The 18120-nt window shown below is 69.2% G+C and carries 22 protein-coding genes; 18 read left to right on the top strand and 4 right to left on the bottom strand.

The features are described from left to right. Positions 1–29 precede the first annotated feature (29 nt). Together hemW and ACFU7D_RS02920 are read left to right on the top strand one after the other, a co-directional pair. The gene (hemW, locus tag ACFU7D_RS02925; protein WP_378863063.1) at positions 30–1241 is read left to right on the top strand and encodes a radical SAM family heme chaperone HemW; all 1212 of its coding nucleotides are present in this window, start codon (positions 30–32) and stop codon (positions 1239–1241) included. A gap of 99 nt (positions 1242–1340) precedes the next feature. Then, positions 1341–1535, top strand: a complete 195-nt coding sequence (locus ACFU7D_RS02920) for a PspC domain-containing protein (RefSeq protein ID WP_378727702.1) — start codon at positions 1341–1343, stop codon at positions 1533–1535. An 8-nt stretch (positions 1536–1543) separates the two neighbouring features. On the opposite strand, the gene ACFU7D_RS02915 is transcribed toward ACFU7D_RS02920, so the two are convergent. Together ACFU7D_RS02915 and ACFU7D_RS02910 are read right to left on the bottom strand one after the other, a co-directional pair. Continuing rightward, complete coding sequence (locus ACFU7D_RS02915; RefSeq protein ID WP_378863059.1) at positions 1544–2419, bottom strand: DUF3097 domain-containing protein; 876 nt, start codon at positions 2417–2419, stop codon at positions 1544–1546. Between the two features lie 19 nt (positions 2420–2438). After that, complete coding sequence (locus ACFU7D_RS02910) at positions 2439–2711, bottom strand: hypothetical protein (protein WP_378863056.1); 273 nt, start codon at positions 2709–2711, stop codon at positions 2439–2441. A 199-nt stretch (positions 2712–2910) separates the two neighbouring features. On the opposite strand from ACFU7D_RS02910, the gene hrcA reads away from it, so the two are divergent. The 9 genes from hrcA to ACFU7D_RS02865 all read left to right on the top strand — a co-directional run bounded on the left by hrcA (position 2911) and on the right by ACFU7D_RS02865 (position 10896). Beyond that, entirely contained in the window at positions 2911–3960 is a 1050-nt protein-coding gene (gene hrcA / locus ACFU7D_RS02905) for a heat-inducible transcriptional repressor HrcA (protein ID WP_378863053.1), read from the top strand. A gap of 19 nt (positions 3961–3979) precedes the next feature. Then, positions 3980–5173, top strand: coding sequence for a molecular chaperone DnaJ (dnaJ, locus tag ACFU7D_RS02900; RefSeq protein WP_378727698.1), 1194 nt, complete (start codon positions 3980–3982; stop codon positions 5171–5173). Between the two features lie 18 nt (positions 5174–5191). Continuing rightward, positions 5192–5935: a 16S rRNA (uracil(1498)-N(3))-methyltransferase gene (locus ACFU7D_RS02895; RefSeq protein ID WP_378727697.1), complete on the top strand. Its 744-nt coding sequence runs from the start codon at positions 5192–5194 to the stop codon at positions 5933–5935. A gap of 75 nt (positions 5936–6010) precedes the next feature. Then, positions 6011–6472: a Gmad2 immunoglobulin-like domain-containing protein gene (locus ACFU7D_RS02890; RefSeq protein ID WP_378863049.1), complete on the top strand. Its 462-nt coding sequence runs from the start codon at positions 6011–6013 to the stop codon at positions 6470–6472. Positions 6473–6487: 15 nt separating this feature from the next. Then, positions 6488–7540 carry a winged helix DNA-binding domain-containing protein gene (locus ACFU7D_RS02885; protein WP_378727695.1) on the top strand — a complete coding sequence of 351 codons (1053 nt, stop codon included), beginning with the start codon at positions 6488–6490 and terminating at the stop codon, positions 7538–7540. Between the two features lie 97 nt (positions 7541–7637). Continuing rightward, a complete protein-coding gene (locus ACFU7D_RS02880; protein WP_378863046.1) occupies positions 7638–8675 on the top strand; it encodes a PhoH family protein in 1038 nt (345 codons plus the stop codon). Positions 8676–8751: 76 nt separating this feature from the next. After that, entirely contained in the window at positions 8752–9216 is a 465-nt protein-coding gene (gene ybeY / locus ACFU7D_RS02875; protein ID WP_378863043.1) for an rRNA maturation RNase YbeY, read from the top strand. Between the two features lie 17 nt (positions 9217–9233). Continuing rightward, positions 9234–10577, top strand: coding sequence for a hemolysin family protein (locus tag ACFU7D_RS02870; RefSeq protein ID WP_378863040.1), 1344 nt, complete (start codon positions 9234–9236; stop codon positions 10575–10577). After that, positions 10561–10896, top strand: a complete 336-nt coding sequence (locus ACFU7D_RS02865; protein ID WP_378863037.1) for a cytidine deaminase — start codon at positions 10561–10563, stop codon at positions 10894–10896. The genes ACFU7D_RS02870 and ACFU7D_RS02865 overlap by 17 nt, the downstream gene beginning before the upstream one ends. A 15-nt stretch (positions 10897–10911) precedes the next feature. On the opposite strand, the gene ACFU7D_RS02860 is transcribed toward ACFU7D_RS02865, so the two are convergent. Beyond that, on the bottom strand, positions 10912–11211 hold the full coding sequence (locus ACFU7D_RS02860; protein ID WP_091048540.1) for a hypothetical protein: 300 nt from the start codon (positions 11209–11211) through the stop codon (positions 10912–10914). 122 nt (positions 11212–11333) lie between these two features. Here ACFU7D_RS02860 and ACFU7D_RS02855 point away from each other — a divergent pair, with 122 nt between their 5' ends. The 4 genes from ACFU7D_RS02855 to ACFU7D_RS02840 all read left to right on the top strand — a co-directional run bounded on the left by ACFU7D_RS02855 (position 11334) and on the right by ACFU7D_RS02840 (position 14987). Then, on the top strand, positions 11334–12725 hold the full coding sequence (locus tag ACFU7D_RS02855) for an FAD-binding oxidoreductase (protein ID WP_378863034.1): 1392 nt from the start codon (positions 11334–11336) through the stop codon (positions 12723–12725). Beyond that, on the top strand, positions 12722–14026 hold the full coding sequence (locus tag ACFU7D_RS02850) for a class I SAM-dependent methyltransferase (protein WP_378863031.1): 1305 nt from the start codon (positions 12722–12724) through the stop codon (positions 14024–14026). Before ACFU7D_RS02855 ends, ACFU7D_RS02850 begins: the two co-directional genes overlap by 4 nt. Positions 14027–14110: 84 nt before the next feature. Then, positions 14111–14647 (top strand): pyridoxamine 5'-phosphate oxidase family protein, encoded by a 537-nt coding sequence (locus ACFU7D_RS02845; RefSeq protein WP_378727690.1) that lies wholly within the window; start codon positions 14111–14113, stop codon positions 14645–14647. Position 14648: 1 nt separating this feature from the next. Then, positions 14649–14987, top strand: a complete 339-nt coding sequence (locus ACFU7D_RS02840; protein WP_378863028.1) for a VOC family protein — start codon at positions 14649–14651, stop codon at positions 14985–14987. Between the two features lie 10 nt (positions 14988–14997). Here ACFU7D_RS02840 and ACFU7D_RS02835 read toward each other — a convergent pair whose 3' ends face one another. Then, positions 14998–15405, bottom strand: a complete 408-nt coding sequence (locus tag ACFU7D_RS02835) for an isomerase (RefSeq protein ID WP_378863025.1) — start codon at positions 15403–15405, stop codon at positions 14998–15000. An 86-nt stretch (positions 15406–15491) separates the two neighbouring features. On the opposite strand from ACFU7D_RS02835, the gene ACFU7D_RS02830 reads away from it, so the two are divergent. The 3 genes from ACFU7D_RS02830 to era are packed head-to-tail and all read left to right on the top strand — an operon-like array spanning position 15492 to position 18042. Further along, on the top strand, positions 15492–16292 hold the full coding sequence (locus tag ACFU7D_RS02830) for a helix-turn-helix domain-containing protein (RefSeq protein WP_378863022.1): 801 nt from the start codon (positions 15492–15494) through the stop codon (positions 16290–16292). Positions 16293–16342: 50 nt separating this feature from the next. Next, complete coding sequence (locus ACFU7D_RS02825) at positions 16343–17122, top strand: siderophore-interacting protein (protein WP_378863019.1); 780 nt, start codon at positions 16343–16345, stop codon at positions 17120–17122. Beyond that, on the top strand, positions 17119–18042 hold the full coding sequence (gene era, locus ACFU7D_RS02820) for a GTPase Era (protein WP_378863016.1): 924 nt from the start codon (positions 17119–17121) through the stop codon (positions 18040–18042). Before ACFU7D_RS02825 ends, era begins: the two co-directional genes overlap by 4 nt. The last annotated feature ends 78 nt before the right edge of the window (positions 18043–18120 follow it).

The raw sequence follows: 18120 nt of genomic DNA, 5'->3' as shown, positions 1-18120 counted from the left end.
TTTCGACAGGTGGATCCGATAATGGAGTGGTGCCTTCCGCTCTGCCTCCCGGCGACCCCGCCCCCACCGACGGGTCGCTGCCGGCCGAATCGCTGAGCACGCTGGGGGAGAAGGGCCTGGGCTTCTACGTCCACGTCCCGTTCTGCACGGTCAGATGCGGCTACTGCGACTTCAACACCTACACCGCGATCGAGCTGGGCCCCGGGGTGAGCCGGCAGACGTACGCCGACCAGGCCATCGAGGAGGTCAGGCTGGCGCGTCGGGTGCTGGGTGAGCGTGACAAAGAGGTCGACACCGTCTTCTTCGGCGGCGGCACCCCGACGCTCCTCCCGGCCCAGGACCTGACCGGCATCCTGACAACGATCAAGGACGAGTTCGGCCTCGCCGACGACGTCGAGGTGACGACCGAGGCCAACCCCGACTCCGTCGACCTGGACTACCTGAGCACCCTGCGCGAGGGCGGCTTCACCCGGCTCAGCTTCGGCATGCAGTCGGCCGTTCCCCACGTGCTCGAGACCCTCGACCGCACCCACGACCCCGAGCGGGTCCCGATGGTCGTGGAATGGGCCCGCGAGGCGGGCTTCGAGCAGGTCTCCCTCGACCTCATCTACGGCACCCCGGGTGAGTCGGTCGACGACTGGCGGGCCAGCCTGGAGGCCGCGCTGGCCAGCGACCCCGATCACATCTCGGCCTACTCCCTCATTGTCGAGGACGGCACCGCGCTGGCCCGACGAGTCCGAAGGGGCGAGCTCGAGATGCCCGACGAGGACGACCTCGCCGACAAGTACGAGCTGGCCGATGCCACCCTTCGAAAGCACGGTCTGACCTGGTATGAGGTCTCCAACTGGGCCACCGACGAGTCCCAGCGATGCCGTCACAACATGCTCTACTGGCAGGGCGGCGACTGGTGGGGCGTCGGCCCCGGCGCCCACAGCCACGTCGGCGGCACCCGGTGGTGGAACGTCAAGCACCCCAAGGCGTACGCGGACCGCATCAACAGCAACCTGAGCCCCGCGCACGCCCGCGAGATCCTGGCCGAGGAGGACCGGCGGGTCGAGCGTGTCCTTCTCGAGCTGAGACTCGCCGACGGCCTCCCGGCAGACGCCCTCGACGACGAGGGCCGCGCCGCTCTTCCGGAGCAGGTGCGCCGCGGTCTGGTCACCGTCGCCGACGACACGATCCTCCTCACCGAGACCGGCAGACTCCTCGCCGACGCCGTGGTCCGAGACCTGCTCCCCTGAGGAGCACTGAGCATCCCTGAGTCCGGGACCTAGGTCCTGACCGAAGGATCAGGGGTGATCCTGATTGGTAAAGAGCGCCCGACAGGGGAGAGTGGAGCTATGGCAACCACAACTCTTTCCCGTCCCAGCAACGACAAATGGATCGCCGGCGTCTGCGGCGGTCTCGGCGCCCGTTTCGGTATCAACTCGAACCTGATCCGGCTGGCGTTCGTCATCTCCTGCCTGCTCCCCGGACCGCAGTTCATCGTCTACATCGTGCTGTGGATCATCATGCCGAAGCGGTCGGCCTACTGACGACAGGCTCAGACGGGCTCGGTCACGAAGTCGATCAGCTCCTCGACCCGCCCGAGCAGGGCGGGCTCCAGGTCGCCGAAGGAGGTCACCCGTCCGAGGATGTGCTTCCAGGCCCGAGCGATGTCGGCCTGATCGCGGTGGGGCCAGCCCATGTGCTGGCAGATGCCCTTCTTCCACTCGATCGAGCGCGGCACGTTCGGCCAGGCCTCGAGCCCGAGCCTGGCCGGCTTGACCGCCTGCCACACGTCGATGAACGGGTGACCGACGATCAGCACGTGCTCGCCGACCTTGGAGCGCCGGATCGACTCCGCGATCCGGGCCTCCTTGGAACCTTTGACCAGGTGGTCGACGAGCACCCCGACCCGCCGCTCGCGGCTGGGACGGAAGTCGACCAGGTGGTCGGCGAGGTCGTCGACACCGCCCAGGTATTCGACGACGACGCCCTCGATCCGCAGGTCGTCGCCCCAGATCTTCTCGACCAGCTCGGCGTCGTGACGCCCCTCGACGAAGATCCGCGACTCGCGCGCGACCCGGGCCTTGACGTTGTCCACGGCCACCGAGCCCGACGCGGTGCGGGTCGGCTTCGCCGGTGCCGTGCGGGTCACCGGGGGAGTGAGGATGACCGGCTTGCCCTCAAGCCAGAAGCCCGGCCCGAGCGGGAACGTACGCCGCTTGCCCTTCCGGTCCTCCAGGGTCAGCGTGTGCAGGTCACGGTCGATCCGGACGATCTCGCCGACGAAGCGATGTCCTGAGCTTGTCGAAGGGTCGGTCGTCAATAATGCTTCCACCACCGCACCCAGCTCCGCCGGGGTCTCGACGGCACGCCCGTGCTTGGGCTTCTTCCAGTCGCCGGCCAGGACGTCGGAGCCGTAGCGATCGCTCATCCGGAGAACGGTAGTGGAGTCAGCAGCGAGAACCGGTGAGCACGCGCCCGAGCTGCTCGAGAACCTCGTCCGGCGTCGCTGCCGTCTCCGGGAACCGGAAGGTCACGTGGTGGCCGCCGTCGAGCGTGATCCAGGAGACGGCGACGCTCTCGGCGGTGAGGTCGGAGAGACGTACGCCCACGATGTGGCGCGGTCGCAGCCCGAGCCGTGCCGAGAGCGAGCGGCACAGGTCCGCCTGGTGCTCGTCGTTGGCGTGGGCCGTGATGCGGACCAGCAGATCGTCGGCGATCATAGGACTCTCCAGTGGGGCGGAAGCAGTGCAGCGAATGACTCTAAGGTCAGCCTAACCTAAGGCTATCTCGATGGCGAGAGAAGTAACCCGTTCCACAGAGTGGAGCGGCCACCGGAAACTGGTTCCTGTGACCCGAACCGGTAGGATTGGCACTCGCACGGAATGAGTGCCAGGCAGCCAGGACGACAGGAGGGCGCAGATGCAGAACGAACGCAGGCTCTCCGTCCTCCGGGCGATCGTCGAGGACTACGTGAAGACCGAGGAGCCGGTCGGCTCCAAGGCGCTCGTGGAGCGTCACGGTCTGGGTGTCTCCCCGGCGACGGTACGCAACGACATGGCCGCGCTGGAGGAGGAGGGCTACATCACCGCCCCCCACACCAGCGCCGGCCGGGTGCCCACCGACAAGGGCTACCGGCTCTTCGTCGACCGGCTGACCACTGTCAAGCCGATGACCGCGGCCGAGAAGCGGGCGATCGCCGGCTTCCTCGACGGCGCGGTCGACCTCGACGACGTCGTCAGCCGCTCCACCCGGTTGCTCTCCCAGCTGACCCGCCAGGTCGCGGTCGTGCAGTACCCGACCCTGAGCCGCTCGACCGTCCGCCACGTCGAGCTGGTCGCACTGGCCCCGACCAGGCTCCTCCTCGTGCTCATCCTCAGCACCGGCCGGGTCGAGCAGCGACTGCTCGAGGTCGCCGAAGAGGTCTCCGAGGAAACCCTGGCCATGCTGCGCGCGCGGATCAACACCGCGGTCGTCGGTGCCGTCATCGCCGAGGCCGGGGAGGCGCTGCGCACGATCGCCCGGCCGGCCGATGCGCCCGTCGACGCCCCGCAGACGGATACATTGAAGGATGGGCTCGCGGCCGCCGTGGCAGAGGCTCTGATCGAGGCGATGAACGACCACCGCTCCGACGAGCGGATCTCGATCGGCGGCACCAGCAACCTGGCCCGCTTCGGCGACAGCTTCGACACTGCCGTACGCCCGCTCCTGGAGGCCCTGGAGGAGCACGTCGTCCTGCTCAAGCTGATGGGCGAGGCGACCGCGGGCGGGCTGGTCACGGTGCGGATCGGCGCCGAGGGCCCCTACCAGGAGCTGTCGCAGACCAGCGTGGTCGCGACCGGCTACGGACCCGGCGACGAGGCGCTGGCCACGCTCGGCGTGGTCGGGCCGACCCGGATGGACTACCCCGGATCCATGGCGGCGGTGCGCGCGGTGGCGCGCTACCTCTCCCGGATCCTCGACGAGGCTTAAGAAAGAGCAACGAACTTCGATGGCAGGAAGACCGACGTTGGACCCCTATGAGCTCCTCGGTGTCGACAAGGACGCCGACGACGCAACGATCAAGAAGGCCTACCGGAAGCTGGCGCGCCAGTACCACCCGGACGTCAACCCCGACGCCGAGTCGCAGGAGAAGTTCAAGGAGATCTCCCACGCCTACGAGGTGCTGAGCGACCCGCAGAAGCGGGCTGCGTACGACCGCGGTGGCGACCCGTTCGCGGGCGGGTTCGGCGCACAGGGCGCGGGCTTCTCGTTCACCGACATCATGGACGCCTTCTTCGGCGGCGCCGGTGCCGGCACCGGCGGCGCGGGGCGTGGGCCCCGTCCGCGCGTACGTCGCGGGCAGGACGCCCTGATCCGTCTCGACATCGACCTGGCCGAGGCGGCCTTCGGCGTCACCCGCGACCTCAAGGTCGACACCGCGGTCGTCTGTGACACCTGTGGCGGCGAGGGGGCCGCGGAAGGCTCCCACCCGGTCCCGTGCGAGACCTGCCACGGCCAGGGCGAGGTCGCGGTCGTGCAGCGCTCCTTCCTGGGTGAGATCCGTACGCTGCGTCCGTGCTCCGCCTGCAACGGCTTCGGCACCGTCATCCCCGACCCGTGCCGCGACTGCAGCGGCGAGGGCCGGGTGCGCTCCCACCGCACCCTGACGGTCAAGATCCCGCCGGGCGTCGACGACGGCACCCGGGTGCAGCTCGCCGAGCAGGGCGAGATCGGCCCCGGCGGCGGCCCCGCCGGCGACCTCTACGTCGAGATCCACGTCGCCAAGCACGCCACCTTCACGCGCCGGGGCAACGACCTGCACTGCACCGCGAAGGTGCCGATGACCGCGGCCGCGCTCGGCACCACGCTCAACCTGCCGACGCTGGAGGCCGACCTCGTCGGCGAGGGCGTCGACCAGATCGACCCCGAGGACGCCTCGATCCACATCGACCTCAAGGCCGGCACCCAGTCCGGCACCGACCACGTCCTGCGCGGCCGCGGTGTGCCCGGTCTGCGGGGCGGTCGTGGCGACCTGATCGTGACCATCAACGTGGAGACCCCCACCAAGCTCGACCTCGAGCAGGAGGCGCTGCTGCGCCAGCTCGCCGAGCTGCGCGGTGAGGAGTCCGTCCAGGGCCAGCTCAAGGCGGCCCACAAGGGCGGCGTCTTCTCCTGGTTCAAGGACACCCTCAACGGGCACTGAGACAGGCGCGGAGCTGACATGACCCTTCCCGTTCACCTCGTCGAGTCGCTCGTCGGCACCCGCGTCGGCGACGACATCGAGGTGAGCGGCGACGAGGGCCACCACGCGGTCGTCGTACGCCGCCTCCGGGTGGGCGAGGAGGTCGTGCTCACCGACGGCGCGGGCGAGGGCGTCACCGGCACGATCACGCAGACCACCAAGAAGTCGATGACCGTACGCGTCGAGGACGTCATCCTCGGCGACGCGCCGCCCGAGCCCGCGCTGACGGTCGTCCAGGCGCTCCCCAAGGGCGACCGCGGCGAGCTCGCCGTCGAGATGCTCACCGAGATCGGGGCCGCCAGCATCGTCCCGTGGGCAGCGACCCGCTCGGTCGCCGTCTGGAAGGGCGAGCGCGCGGTCAAGTCCCTCGCCCGCTGGCGAGCCACCGCTCGGGAGGCCGCCAAGCAGTCCCGCCGGCTGTGGCACCCCGAGGTCGAGCCGCTGGCCACCACCGACGCCGTCGTGGCCAAGATCGAGGCGGCCGACGTCGCCGTCGTGCTCCACGAGGAGGGCACCCTCCCGCTCGGGGCCGTCCCCGTCGTCGACGAGGGCACCATCCTCGTCGTGGTCGGCCCCGAGGGCGGCCTCACGGAGGACGAGATCGCCCAGTTCGAGAAGGCCGGCGCCACCACCATCCGCCTCGGCGCCGAGGTTCTGCGCACCTCCACCGCCGGCGTCGCCGCCGCTGCCGCCCTGCTGGCCCGCACCCGCCGCTGGGACTGACCGGCCGGCCGACTGACCGCCGACTGCTCGGCGTGGTGGGTTCGTCCTTTGGTGGCGCCGGGTGAGTATGGAGGCATGAGGAGCACACGTACGCGTCCGGCGGGCGCCATCATCGCTCTTGCTCTCTGCGGTGTACTGGCCGGCGGGTGCGGCAGCGACGATGCCGTCGCCGAGGACCCCGAGGTCTCGACCCAGCCGTCCGAGCAGCCGTCGACGCTGCCACGGACCTCCGCTCTGATCACGCTGGCGGCGCCGGCCGAGGGGGCGACGGTCTCCGACAGCTTCGAGGCGTCGGGCAAGGCCAACTCGAACGAGGCGAACGTGCCGTGGGAGGTCCGCGACACCACCGGCGAGACGGTGCTGGACGGGTTCGCGACCGCCGAGGGGTGGATGGACAAGCTCTATCCGTGGACGACGACGGTCGACGTCTCCGAGCTCGAGCCCGGGACGTACCTCTTCATCGCCCGCACCGACGACACCTCCGACGGCGAGGGGAAGCCTTCTGAAGAAGTCGGCGCCCGGATCACCGTCGAGTAGGAGATCATCGCTACCGTGATCCTCACCGAACGGCAGCTCAACCGGACCCTCCTGCTCCGCCAGCACCTGCTGTCGCGGGCCTCTCTCACCCCGGCCGAGATGATCGAGCATCTGGTCGGCCTGCAGGCGCAGGAGACGTCGCCGCCGTTCTTCGCGCTGGCCGCCCGGCTGGAGTCGTTCGACCCCTACGCGCTCAGCGCACAGCTCGAGTCGAGCGCGTTGGTCCGGCTCTCCTCGCTACGGTCCACGATCCACATGCACACCGCCGCCGATGCGGCGCTGATCAGGGCCTGGACCCAGCCGGTCCATGACTTCTACACCCAGCGGGTCGAGATCGTCCGCCCGGCGGCGCAGCTGGAGGGTTTCGTGGAGGCGGCCGAGGACGTACTCGCTCTCGGGGCGCTGCCCAACGCGGCCCTCGAGGCCGGTCTGGTCGAGCACTTCCCCGGCGTCCCGGCCAAGGCGCTCGGCCTGCGGGCGCGCAACGAGCTGCCGCTGGTCCAGCTGCCGCCACGGGGGCTGTGGAAGGGCTCGGGCGGGCTCGTCTACGACCTGCTCCCGCGCTGGACGGGTGTGCCCCCGGTGACCGTGGACGATGTCGTCCCGACGCTGGCGCCGGAGATTGTACGTCGCTACCTGCTCGCCTTCGGGCCGGCCACCGCCGCAGACATCACCACCTGGTCGTCGTTGACCCGACTGGGCCCGGTGATCAAGCGGATCGAGGGGCTGGCGACCTACCGCGACGAGGCCGGCAAGACCCTCTACGACGTCCCCGACGCTCCGCTCGCCACGGGCGAGGAGCACGCCCCGGTGCGCCTGCTGGGGCGGTTCGACAACGTCTGGCTCTCGCACGCCGACCGAGAGCGGATCACCGCCAAGGGGACCCGGAAGGAATGGGGCATCGGGGGTGGCGGCGCGGTCATCATCGCCGGCGGCCACCTCGTCGGCCTCTGGAAGCCGGTCGACGGCAAGGTCGAGGTCGTCAAGCTGCTCCGTGATCTCTCTCCCGACGAGCGCGACGAGCTCGCTGAGGAGACCTCCCGCGTCGAGATCCTGCTGAACAGCTGACGCGGGCGAGCCGAACTATCCAGTAGGAGCCAAGGCCGCGGCCCGCGTACCATGGGAGCATCAGCCTCGTGACCAGAAAGGGCCCTGCCGGGCATCCATGACCGATCGACACCCAAGTCCGCTCCCGACCGCCGCTCCGACGGCGACCTCGACCTCGACCAAGCACACGGTGGTCGTTCCGAACAGCGTCGACATGGTGACCGTCCTCGGCCCGGCCGATGAGCACCTCGGGATCATCGAGGCCCACTTCGACGCCGACGTGCACGTGCGTGGCAACCGGATCACCCTCCACGGCGAGCCGAGCGAGATCGCGATGATCGAGCGGGTCCTGGAGGAGCTGGTCCAGATCATCCGCACCGGCCAGGGCGTGAGCGGTGAGACGGTCGAGCGGGTGATCGGCATGCTCCAGGCCGACACGACGGAGAAGCCGGCCGACGTGCTCAGCCTCAACATCCTCTCCAACCGCGGCCGGAGCATCCGTCCCAAGACGCTCAACCAGAAGCGCTATGTCGACGCGATCGACAAGCACACGATCACCTTCGGCATCGGCCCGGCAGGCACCGGCAAGACCTATCTTGCGGTCGCCAAGGCGGTCCAGGCGCTGCAGTCCAAGCAGGTCAACCGGATCATCCTGAGCCGCCCCGCGGTCGAGGCCGGCGAGAAGCTGGGCTTCCTGCCCGGCACGCTGACCGAGAAGATCGACCCCTACCTGCGCCCGCTCTACGACGCGCTGCACGACATGATGGACCCGGAGATGATCCCCAAGCTGATGGCGTCGGGGACCATCGAGGTGGCGCCGCTCGCGTTCCTCCGCGGACGCAGCCTCAACGACTCCTTCATCATTCTCGACGAGGCGCAGAACACCACGCCCGAGCAGATGAAGATGTTCCTGACCCGCCTCGGCTTCGGCTCCAAGATCGTGGTCACCGGTGACGTCACCCAGACCGACCTCCCCTCCGGGCAGAAGTCGGGTCTGCGGGTCGTCGAGGGCATCCTCGACGACGTCAAGGACATCAGCTTCAACAACCTGACCAGCCACGACGTCGTCCGCCACCGACTGGTCGCCAAGATCGTCGCCGCCTACGAGGAGCACGACGTACGGAGTCAGACCCGGGCCTCGGGGGAGACGAGATGAGCGAGCGCCAGCGAGCGACCATAAGCCTCAGGCCGCCGCGTCCGTATGATTGCGCCTGCGCTACGGAGGCGGCGGCATGAGCACGGAGATCATCAACGAGTCCGAGCAGGAGATCGACGTCGAGCACGTCGCCAAGCTCGCTCGTTTCCTGCTCGAGCAGCTGCGCGTGCACCCGCAGGCCGACCTGCGGATCAAGTTCGGCGACGAGGCCACGATCACCGAGCTCAACGAGCGCTACTTCGACACCGAGGGTCCGACCGACGTGCTGTCCTTCCCCGGCGACGAGCTCCTTCCCGGCCGTCTCGACGAGGAGCCGGAGGAGGGCGACCTCGGCGACATCATCATCGCGCCGACGATCGCGGCCAAGCAGGGAGAGGCGGCCGGCCACGGCACCGTGGCGGAGATCGAGCTGCTGACCACCCACGGTATTCTCCACCTGCTCGGCTACGACCACGTGGACCCCGACGAGCACGCCGAGATGTTCGGGCTGCAGGCCAAGCTGCTCACGGCCTGGGGCTCTTCGGCCACCGCACCCGAGTAGGAGCACCACCACCACCCATGGACGATGCGAGGCTGCTGATCGCAGCCGCAGTTCTGGTCCTGATCGCCGGCATCTTCTCCGCCGCCGACGCGGCGCTCAGCGCCTTCTCCCGCGCTCGCGCCGCCGAGCTGGTCTCCGAGGGCCGTGCCGGCGCCAAGCGCCTGGTCGCGGTGGTCGGCGACCCCGCCCGCTACGTCAACACGGTCCTGCTGCTCAGGATGCTGTGCGAGATCGGCGCCACCGTCCTGGTCACGCTGTGGGCCTATGACCTCTACCAGGGACGCTGGTGGCCGACGGTGCTCACCGCGACCACGACGATGACAGTGGTCTCCTTCGTCGTGATCGGCGTCGCTCCCCGCACGCTGGGGCGTCAGCACCACGAGGGCATCGCCCTCGCGGTCGCCGGCCCGATCGGCGCGATCACGGCCATCCTCGGCCCGATCCCGAGCCTGCTGATCATGCTCGGTAACGCGCTCACTCCCGGCAAGGGCTTCCGCAAGGGCCCGTTCTCGACGGAGACCGAGCTGCGCGAGCTCGTCGACATCGCCGAGGCCTCCGACCTGATCGAGGCCGACGAGCGCCGGATGATCCACTCGGTCTTCGAGCTCGGCGACACCCGCGCCCGCGAGGTGATGGTGCCCCGAGGCGACATCGTCTTCCTGGAGCGGCGCAAGACCCTGCGCCAGGCGCTGTCGCTGTTCCTGCGCTCGGGCTACTCCCGGATGCCGGTGATCGACGACAGCCTCGACGACATCATCGGCATGGTCTACCTCAAGGACGTCGTCGCACGCGACTTCGAGGCGCCGGAGGTCGAGACCACCCAGCGGGTCGAGTCGCTGATGCGCAAGCCGACCTGGGTCCCCGACTCCAAACCGGTCGACGAGCTGCTGGCCGAGATGCAGCAGCACCGCCAGCACATCGCGGTCGTCGTCGACGAATACGGCGGCACCGCCGGCCTGATCACCATCGAGGACATCCTCGAGGAGATCGTCGGCGAGATCACCGACGAGTACGACATCGAGGACCGCGAGCCCCTCCACCTCGGCGACGGCTCCTGGCGGGTGCCCTCCCGCTTCCTGGTCAGCGACCTCGAGGAGCTCATCGGCGTCGCCGTCGAGGAGGACGACGTCGACTCCGTACGCGGTCTGATGGCCAAGCATCTCGGCCTCGTGCCGATCCCCGGGTCCGAGGTCGAGGCCCACGGCCTCTGCTTCGTGGCCGAGGAGGTCGCCGGCAGGCGGAACAAGATCGGTACCGTACGCATCAGCGTCATCGTCCCGGCCGAGACCGACGCCGATGACGAGGACGAGCAGAGCGAGAAGACGGACAGGAAGAAAGAGGCCCATGCCCGAGCAGAGTGAGCCCTCCGCGGAGGACCGCAAGCTGGTCACCCTGGCCCGCGCGACGCGCGCCCGCACCGGCGCGACCGAAGGAGCAGCCGTACGCGACCTCGACGGCCGCACCTACGCGGCCGCGACCGTGGACCTGCCCTCGCTCCAGGTCTCCGCGATCGGTGTCTGTGTGGCGATGGCGGTGGCGTCCGGCTCCAAGGGCCTCGAGGCCGTGGTCGTGCTCGGCGAGGCCGGGGAGGCCTCGGCGAACGACCTCTCGATCGTCAAGGAGTTCGCGGGCGAGGACGTCCCTGTCCTCGTCGGCGATCCGCGCGGCAACCTCCGCTGAGCTGCTGCGGGCCGCTCAGCGAGCGGCTCGGTGGCCGCCGGTCCCACCGGCCCCGCCGGACTCGGCGAGGAGCGGGAGGGTGCCGAGCTCGATCGTGACGTGGATCCCGTCCTCGTCCCGGTAGGCGGTGAGGCCGTTCATGGTCGCCATGTCGACGCCCTTCTCACGCATGTGCACGACGATCTGGTCGATCGCCAGCGCGAGCCGGGCCTGGGACACGGACTTGTTGCGCCACTTGACCTGGTTCTCGGTGAAGTAGGGGGTTGCCTTCTCGGCGAGCGTGGAGACAGCGTCACGATGGGCAGCACTGGACATGGGGACCCTCCAGGGTGCACGAGATGGGGGCGCTCGACGGGAGCAGTCGGCGCTGGTGACTGTAAGCGACCGAACGTGAAAATCGAAACCCGAGATCCCAGGGCGAGAGTAAAGTGCGTGGAGTGACGGGTGAGACTGGTTGGCAACGACACACCGAGGCCGTCGAGCGGCTGACGGCTTCCTACGCGAGGATCCCTGACGGCGCTCCCGTCAGACTGGCCAAACGCACCACCAACCTCTTCCGGGCCCGGGCGGCGTCCGATGCCCCGGGTCTCGACGTCTCCGGCCTGGGCGGCGTGATCGAGGTCGATGCCGAGGCGGGCACTGCCGACGTCCAGGGGATGTGCACCTACGAGGACCTCGTCGACGTCACCTTGGCGTACGGGATGATCCCGTACGTCGTCCCGCAGCTGCGCACGATCACGCTCGGTGGCGCGGTGACCGGGATGGGTATCGAGTCCACCTCGTTCCGCAACGGGATGCCGCACGAGTCGGTGCTGGAGATGGACATCCTGACCGGGTCGGGCGAGATCGTCACCACGACGCCGGGGGAGGACCTGTTCGACACCTTCCCCAACTCCTACGGCTCGCTCGGCTACGCCACCCGGCTCAAGATCAAGCTGGAGAAGGTGCCGGGATACGTCGCGCTGCGGCACGTGCGCTTCGACGACCTCGGCCTGCTCACCAAGACGATCGCGCAGATCACCGAGACCAGGACGTACGAGGGGGAGCGGGTCGACGGCCTCGACGGCGTCGCGTTCGAGCCGGGGGAGTACTACCTGACCCTCGCGACCTGGACCGAGAAGGCCACGCGGCCCCCCAGCGACTACGGCGGCCAGCAGATCTACTACCGCTCGATCCAGCAGCTCTCCCAAGAAAACGGCGGAGTCGACCTCCTGACGACCTACGACTACCTGTGGCGCTGGGACACCGACTGGTTCTGGTGCTCGGGCGCCTTCGGCGCGCAGAACAAGTACCTCCGCAGGGTGTGGCCGCGCCGGCTGCGGCGCTCGGACGTCTACATGAAGCTTGTCGGCCTGGACCGCAGGTTCGGCATCGCCGACAAGCTCGACGCCCGTGCCGGACGGCTCCTGCGGGAACGGGTGATCCAGGACATCGAGGTCCCGGTCGAGAACCTTCCGGCGTTCCTGGAGTGGTTCGACGCCGAGATCGGGATGCGGCCGGTGTGGCTGTGCCCGCTGGTGTCCCGGGGGACGAACACAGGAGAGAAATGGCCGACCTACCCGCTCGAGGCAGGCCGGACGTACGTCAACGTCGGTTTCTGGGGGACGGTCCACGTCGGCCCCGGGGCCGTCAACGCCCCCAAGAACCGTGCGATCGAGGATCAGGTCCACGAGCTCGGCGGGCATAAATCGCTCTACTCCGAGGCGTTCTACGACAAGGATGTCTTCGACGCTCTCTATGACGGGGACAACCTCGCTGCCGTGAAGGCGAGGTATGACCCCGGCAACCGGTTGACCGATCTGTACAGCAAGGCGGTGAAGAGACTGTGAACCATATTGCAGAGACCATCAACGAACTCTTCGACGGTGGGCTGCCGATCAAGCTCACCGCGTACGACGGCAGTGTCGCCGGCGACACGGACTCTCCCTTCGGGATGGAGATCCTCAACCCGCGCGGGCTCGCGTTCCTGCTGACCGCGCCGGGCGATCTGGGGCTGGCACGTGCCTATGTCAGCGGTGACATGGCCCTGCACGGCATCCACCCGGGCGACCCCTATCCGCTCCTGGACCTGATCCTGGACAAGACCGACTTCAAGCGGCCCAGCCCTCGGGAGACGGTCGACATGGTGCGCGCCCTGGGGGTGAAGAACTTCGTCCCGCCCAAGCCACCGCCGCAGGAGCACCTGCCGGCGTGGCGGCAGCGGGCCGAGAACGTACGTCACCTCTCCGGTCGCGCCATCAGCGCGCTGCCGTGGACGCGGCACTCGCACGAGCGCGACGCCGACGCGATCCACCATCACTACGACGTCTCCAACACCTTCTACGAGTACGTCCTCGGCCCGTCGATGACCTACACCTGTGCCCTCTACCCGACCGATGACGCCACGCTCGAGGAGGCGCAGGCGGCCAAGTACGACCTGATCTGCCGCAAGCTCGGGCTCGAGCCCGGGATGCGGCTGCTCGACATCGGCTGCGGCTGGGGCGGGATGGTGCGTCACGCGGCCAAGCACTACGGGGTCAAGGCGCTCGGCGTCACGCTCTCGCGCGAGCAGGCCAGCTGGGCGCAGAAGGCGATCAAGGCCGATCGTCTCGACGACGTCGCCGAGGTGCGCTTCTCCGACTACCGCGACGTGGTCGAGGGGGACTTCGACGCGGTCAGCTCGATCGGGCTCACCGAGCACATCGGCGTGGCCAACTACCCGGCCTACTTCGGCTTCATCAGGTCCAAGCTGCGCGACGGGGGCCGGCTGCTCAACCACTGCATCACCCGTCCCGACAACGTCTCGCGGGCGAACGCGGGGGCCTTCATCGACCGCTACGTGTTCCCCGACGGGGAGCTGATCGGGTCGGGCACCATCGTGTCCGCGATCGAGAACGCCGACCTCGAGGTGCAGCACCACGAGAACATCCGGGTCCACTACGCCAAGACGCTCACGGCGTGGAACGACAACCTGCGCGACAACTGGGACGCCTGCGTCAACGAGGTCGGCCTCGGCACGGCGAAGGTCTGGGGCATCTACATGGCCGGTTCCCGGATCGGTTTCGAGCGCGACAACATCCAGCTCCACCACGTGCTCGCCACCAAGACGGTGGACGGGAGCTCGGGCTACCCGCTGCGGCACGCCTTTTAGCTAGAGATCGTGGCACTGTCGAAATGGCGGTGACTCCTTCGTGGAACAGGTGAAGAGTCTGAACCAGTCGAAGGAGACACCGCCATGGAGACCCACAACCTCGCTGAGATGTACGCCGCCCCGCCGATGTCCTGGGAGGAGGTGACCGCTCGCCTCGACCAGGGCTTCAACCAGGGCCCCGGGTCGCAGGAGGGCGAGCCCGGGCGCTACACGACCTGGGTGAGCACGATCAACGCCGACGGCGGTCCGCACGTGAACGCGGTCGGCGCGGTCTGGCTCGACGGCAGCTTCTACCTGGTCACCGGCCCGGGGACGCGGCGTGGCCGCAACCTCGCCCGCGATCCCCGCTGTGCGCTGTCGCTCACGGTGCGTGAGTTCGACCTGGTCGTGGAGGGCCGCGTGACGCGGGTCCTCGGCGACGAGCTCGAGCGCGTGGCCAAGCACTACCACGACGACGAGGGCTGGCCGGCCGAGGTCGACGACTCCGGCGAGGCCGTCACGGCGCCGTTCAACGCGCAGAGCGCCGGTCCGGCGCCCTGGCACGTCTTCCGCATCGACGCGAGCTCCGCCCACGCGGTCGCGACCGTCGAGCCCTACGGTGCGACCCGCTGGAGGTTCTGAGATGACCGACCTGTTCGCCGGACTTCCGGTCGCGGACCTGGCGCGAGCGGCCCGCTGGTACGAGGCGCTGCTCGGTGGCCCGCCGGCCTTCTACCCCAACGACGTCGAGGCCGTCTTCGAGGTGGTCGAGCACGGCTACCTCTACGTCGAGGTGAAGCCGGAGCACGCCGGGCGTGGCTTCCTCACCCTCTTCGTCGAGGACCTGGACGCCCGCCTCGCCGCGATCGCCGACCGCGGCCTGCGGCCGGAGTCGCAGGAGACGTACGGCAACGGGGTCCGTAAGACGATCTTCCGCGACCCCGACGGCAACGAGATCGGTCTGGGTGGTGGCCCCGCCTGATCAGGAAACGTCAGCCCTCCTCGTGGTGGGCGTCGGGATCGAAGCCCTCGGGGGCGCGATCGATGAACGCCGTGATCGCGGCGATCCGTCCGGACCGGTCCAGACCGAGGACGTCGGTGCCTTCGGCGAACGAGCCCTCCTCCTTGAGGATCTCCCAGCGCACCCGGACGTGCCCGTGGTGTGAATCGGGCTCGGCGCGCGCCACGAACGTGTAGGCACCGACGCCCTCGGTGAACTGGCGGGTGAAGTCGATCAGCGCCTCGAGACCGGTGGACTCGCCGATCGGGGTGGAGCGAGCGACGTCGGAGGCGAACAGGGTGGCGCCGAGGGTGCGCTGCTCGTCGGCGACGAGGTTCCAGAACGAGACGTACGCCTCGGCGGTGGCGGCAGGTGAGCGGGGTGTGGTTTCAGTCGTCATGGCCACGACGATCCGCCTTCGGGCGCACTGTGTCGATTACCTCGCGGGTAGTTGCCGCGCCGCGCTCGGCCCGGCAGCCTGGGCGCATGACAACGGCCCAGCTGAGCGTCGGAGAGCTGCTTCGCGACTGGCGCGAGCGGCGCCGTCGCTCCCAGCTGGAGGTGGCGATCGCGGCCGACGTGTCGGCTCGCCATCTCAGCTTCATCGAGACCGGCCGGTCGGGTCCGAGCCGGACGATGATCGAGCGGCTCTGCGAGGAGCTCGAGGTGCCGCTGCGCGAGCGCAACCGGCTCTATCTGGCGGCCGGGTTCGCGCCCGTCCACCAGGAGCGGCCGCTCGACGACCTCGGGGTCGCCAGGTCCGCCGTCGAGGCGGTGCTCACCGCCCACGAGCCCTATCCGGCCTGCGCGGTCGACGTCCGCTGGGACATGGTGGCGACCAACCGGCCCATGGACCTCTTCCTGGCTCCGCTGCCGGACGCGCTGCGGCTGCCGCGGCTCAACATGCTGCGCGCGACGTTGCATCCCGACGGTCTGGCGTCGCAGGTGCGCAACTACACCCAGTGGCGGGCCCACGTCGTACGCCGGATCCGTCGGCAGCTCGACCGCACCGCGGCCGACGGGCTGGCCGAGCTCCTCGAGGACGTCGAGGGCTATCCGGCGCCGGCCGGCGCCGGCGTGGAGGCGCCGGCGATCACCGCGAGGGACGGTGCCTTGCCGGTGCTGCCGCTGCTGCTGCGTACGAGCCTCGGCGACCTGTCCTTCCTCTACGTCCTCTCCGTGATCGGCGCGCCTCGCGACGTGACGGTCGACGAGATCGCGGTCGAGGCGATGTTCCCGGCCGACGACGCGACTCGGGAGGCTCTGCTCGCCATCAGCCACGAGTGAGTGCGCCGCTGATGCGGGCGGGCCGCGTCTGCGCGGATAACCTTGAGGCGATGAGTGTCAAGGCCCAGCAGTACGCCGCGGAGGTGCTGCGGCGCGAGCAGATCACGCCCCACCTCGTACGCCTGGTGCTCGGCGGTCCCGGCCTGGCCGGGTTCGAGTCCACCGGGATCCCCGACGAATGGGTCGGCCTGATCGTGCCGGGGCAGTTCCAGTCGCGCTACTACACCGTGCGGTCCTGGCGGGACGGCGAGCTGACCCTCGACGTCGTCGTCCACGACGTCGGGCTGGTGACCGAGTGGGCCACCCGTCTCGACCCGGTGGGGCAGACGGTCACGATCACCGAGCCCAAGGGCTCCTACGCGGCGCCCGAGGGTGCCCGGTGGCTGCTGCTGGTCGGCGACCTGACCGCGATGCCGGCCATGGCGCGGATCGCCGAGACCACCACGCTGCCGACGCGGATCTGGGCGGAGACCCCCGACGACCTGCCTGGATATCTCCCGGAGACCGCCGAGGTCACCTGGTCCGCGCCGCCCTCGGAGACCTCCTCCGACCTGGCGGCGGCCGTGGAGAAGATCGACTGGCCCGAAGGCGACGGCTACTTCTGGATGGCCGGTGAGTCCAGCCAGATGCGGGCGATCCGCAAGCATCTGATGCGCGAGCGGAAGCTCGACTCCCACGCCTACGACGTGATGGGCTACTGGCGCGGTGGCGGCCAGAAGCGGCAGCCGCGCTCGGTCGATCCCGGACCGGTATGGCGTGAGGGCAAGGCCCAGGGGCTCACCGACGAGCAGATCTGGCAGCGATACGACGAGCAGCAGGAGCAGCAGTGACCGAGGCATTTCGGAGCGGCTTCGTGTCGTTCGTCGGACGACCCAACGCGGGCAAGTCGACCCTGACCAACGCGCTGGTCGGCACCAAGGTGGCGATCACCTCCGACAAGCCGCAGACGACCCGCACCGTGGTCAAGGGCATCGTCCACCGACCCGACGGCCAGCTGATCCTCGTCGACACCCCGGGCATCCACCGGCCGCGCACGCTACTCGGCGAGCGCCTCAACGACCTCGTCGAGGCCACCTGGACCGAGGTCGACGTGGTCGCGATCTGCTTCCCGTGCAACGAGAAGATCGGCCCCGGTGACCGCCGGATCGCGGAGAACGCCAACAAGCTCAAGAAGGGCATCAAGCGGGTCGCGGTCGCCACCAAGACCGACCTCGCCACCCCCGAGCAGATCGGCGAGCACCTGATGTCGATCCAGACCCTCGGGGTCGAGCTCGGCATCGAGTGGGCCGAGATCGTCCCCGTCTCCAGCGTCGGCGGCGACCAGATCGACCTGCTCTCCGAGCTCCTCATCAAGCTCCTCCCCGAGGGCCCGCCGCTCTACCCGGACGGGGAGCTCACCGACTCTCCCGAGGAGATCATCATCGCCGAGCTCATCCGCGAGGCGGCCCTGGAAGGCGTACGCGACGAGCTCCCGCACTCCATCGCGGTCGTCGTCGAGGAGATGCGCCTGCGTGAGGACCGCCCGGAGGACAAGCCGCTGATGGACATCCACGCCTTCCTGTACGTCGAGCGCGACTCCCAGAAGGGCATCGTGATCGGCCACAAGGGCTCACGGCTCAAAGACGTCGGGCAGCGCGCGCGCCTGCAGATCAAGGAGCTGCTCGGCATGCCGGTCTACCTCGACCTGCACGTCAAGATCGCCAAGGACTGGCAGCGCGACCCGCGCCAGCTGCGCAAGCTGGGTTTCTGAAAACCTGCCGAGTCGGCTCATCCTGACCGGTGTCTCGCGAAGCGAAGCGAGCGAGCCGCGTCGTAACCCTGCCGAGTC

This window comes from Nocardioides sp. NPDC057577, from assembly GCF_042801335.1.
Taxonomy (GTDB): domain Bacteria; phylum Actinomycetota; class Actinomycetes; order Propionibacteriales; family Nocardioidaceae; genus Nocardioides.
The sequence above is the reverse complement of the archived record's forward strand: the minus strand, read 5'-3'. Positions and strand labels throughout refer to the sequence as shown.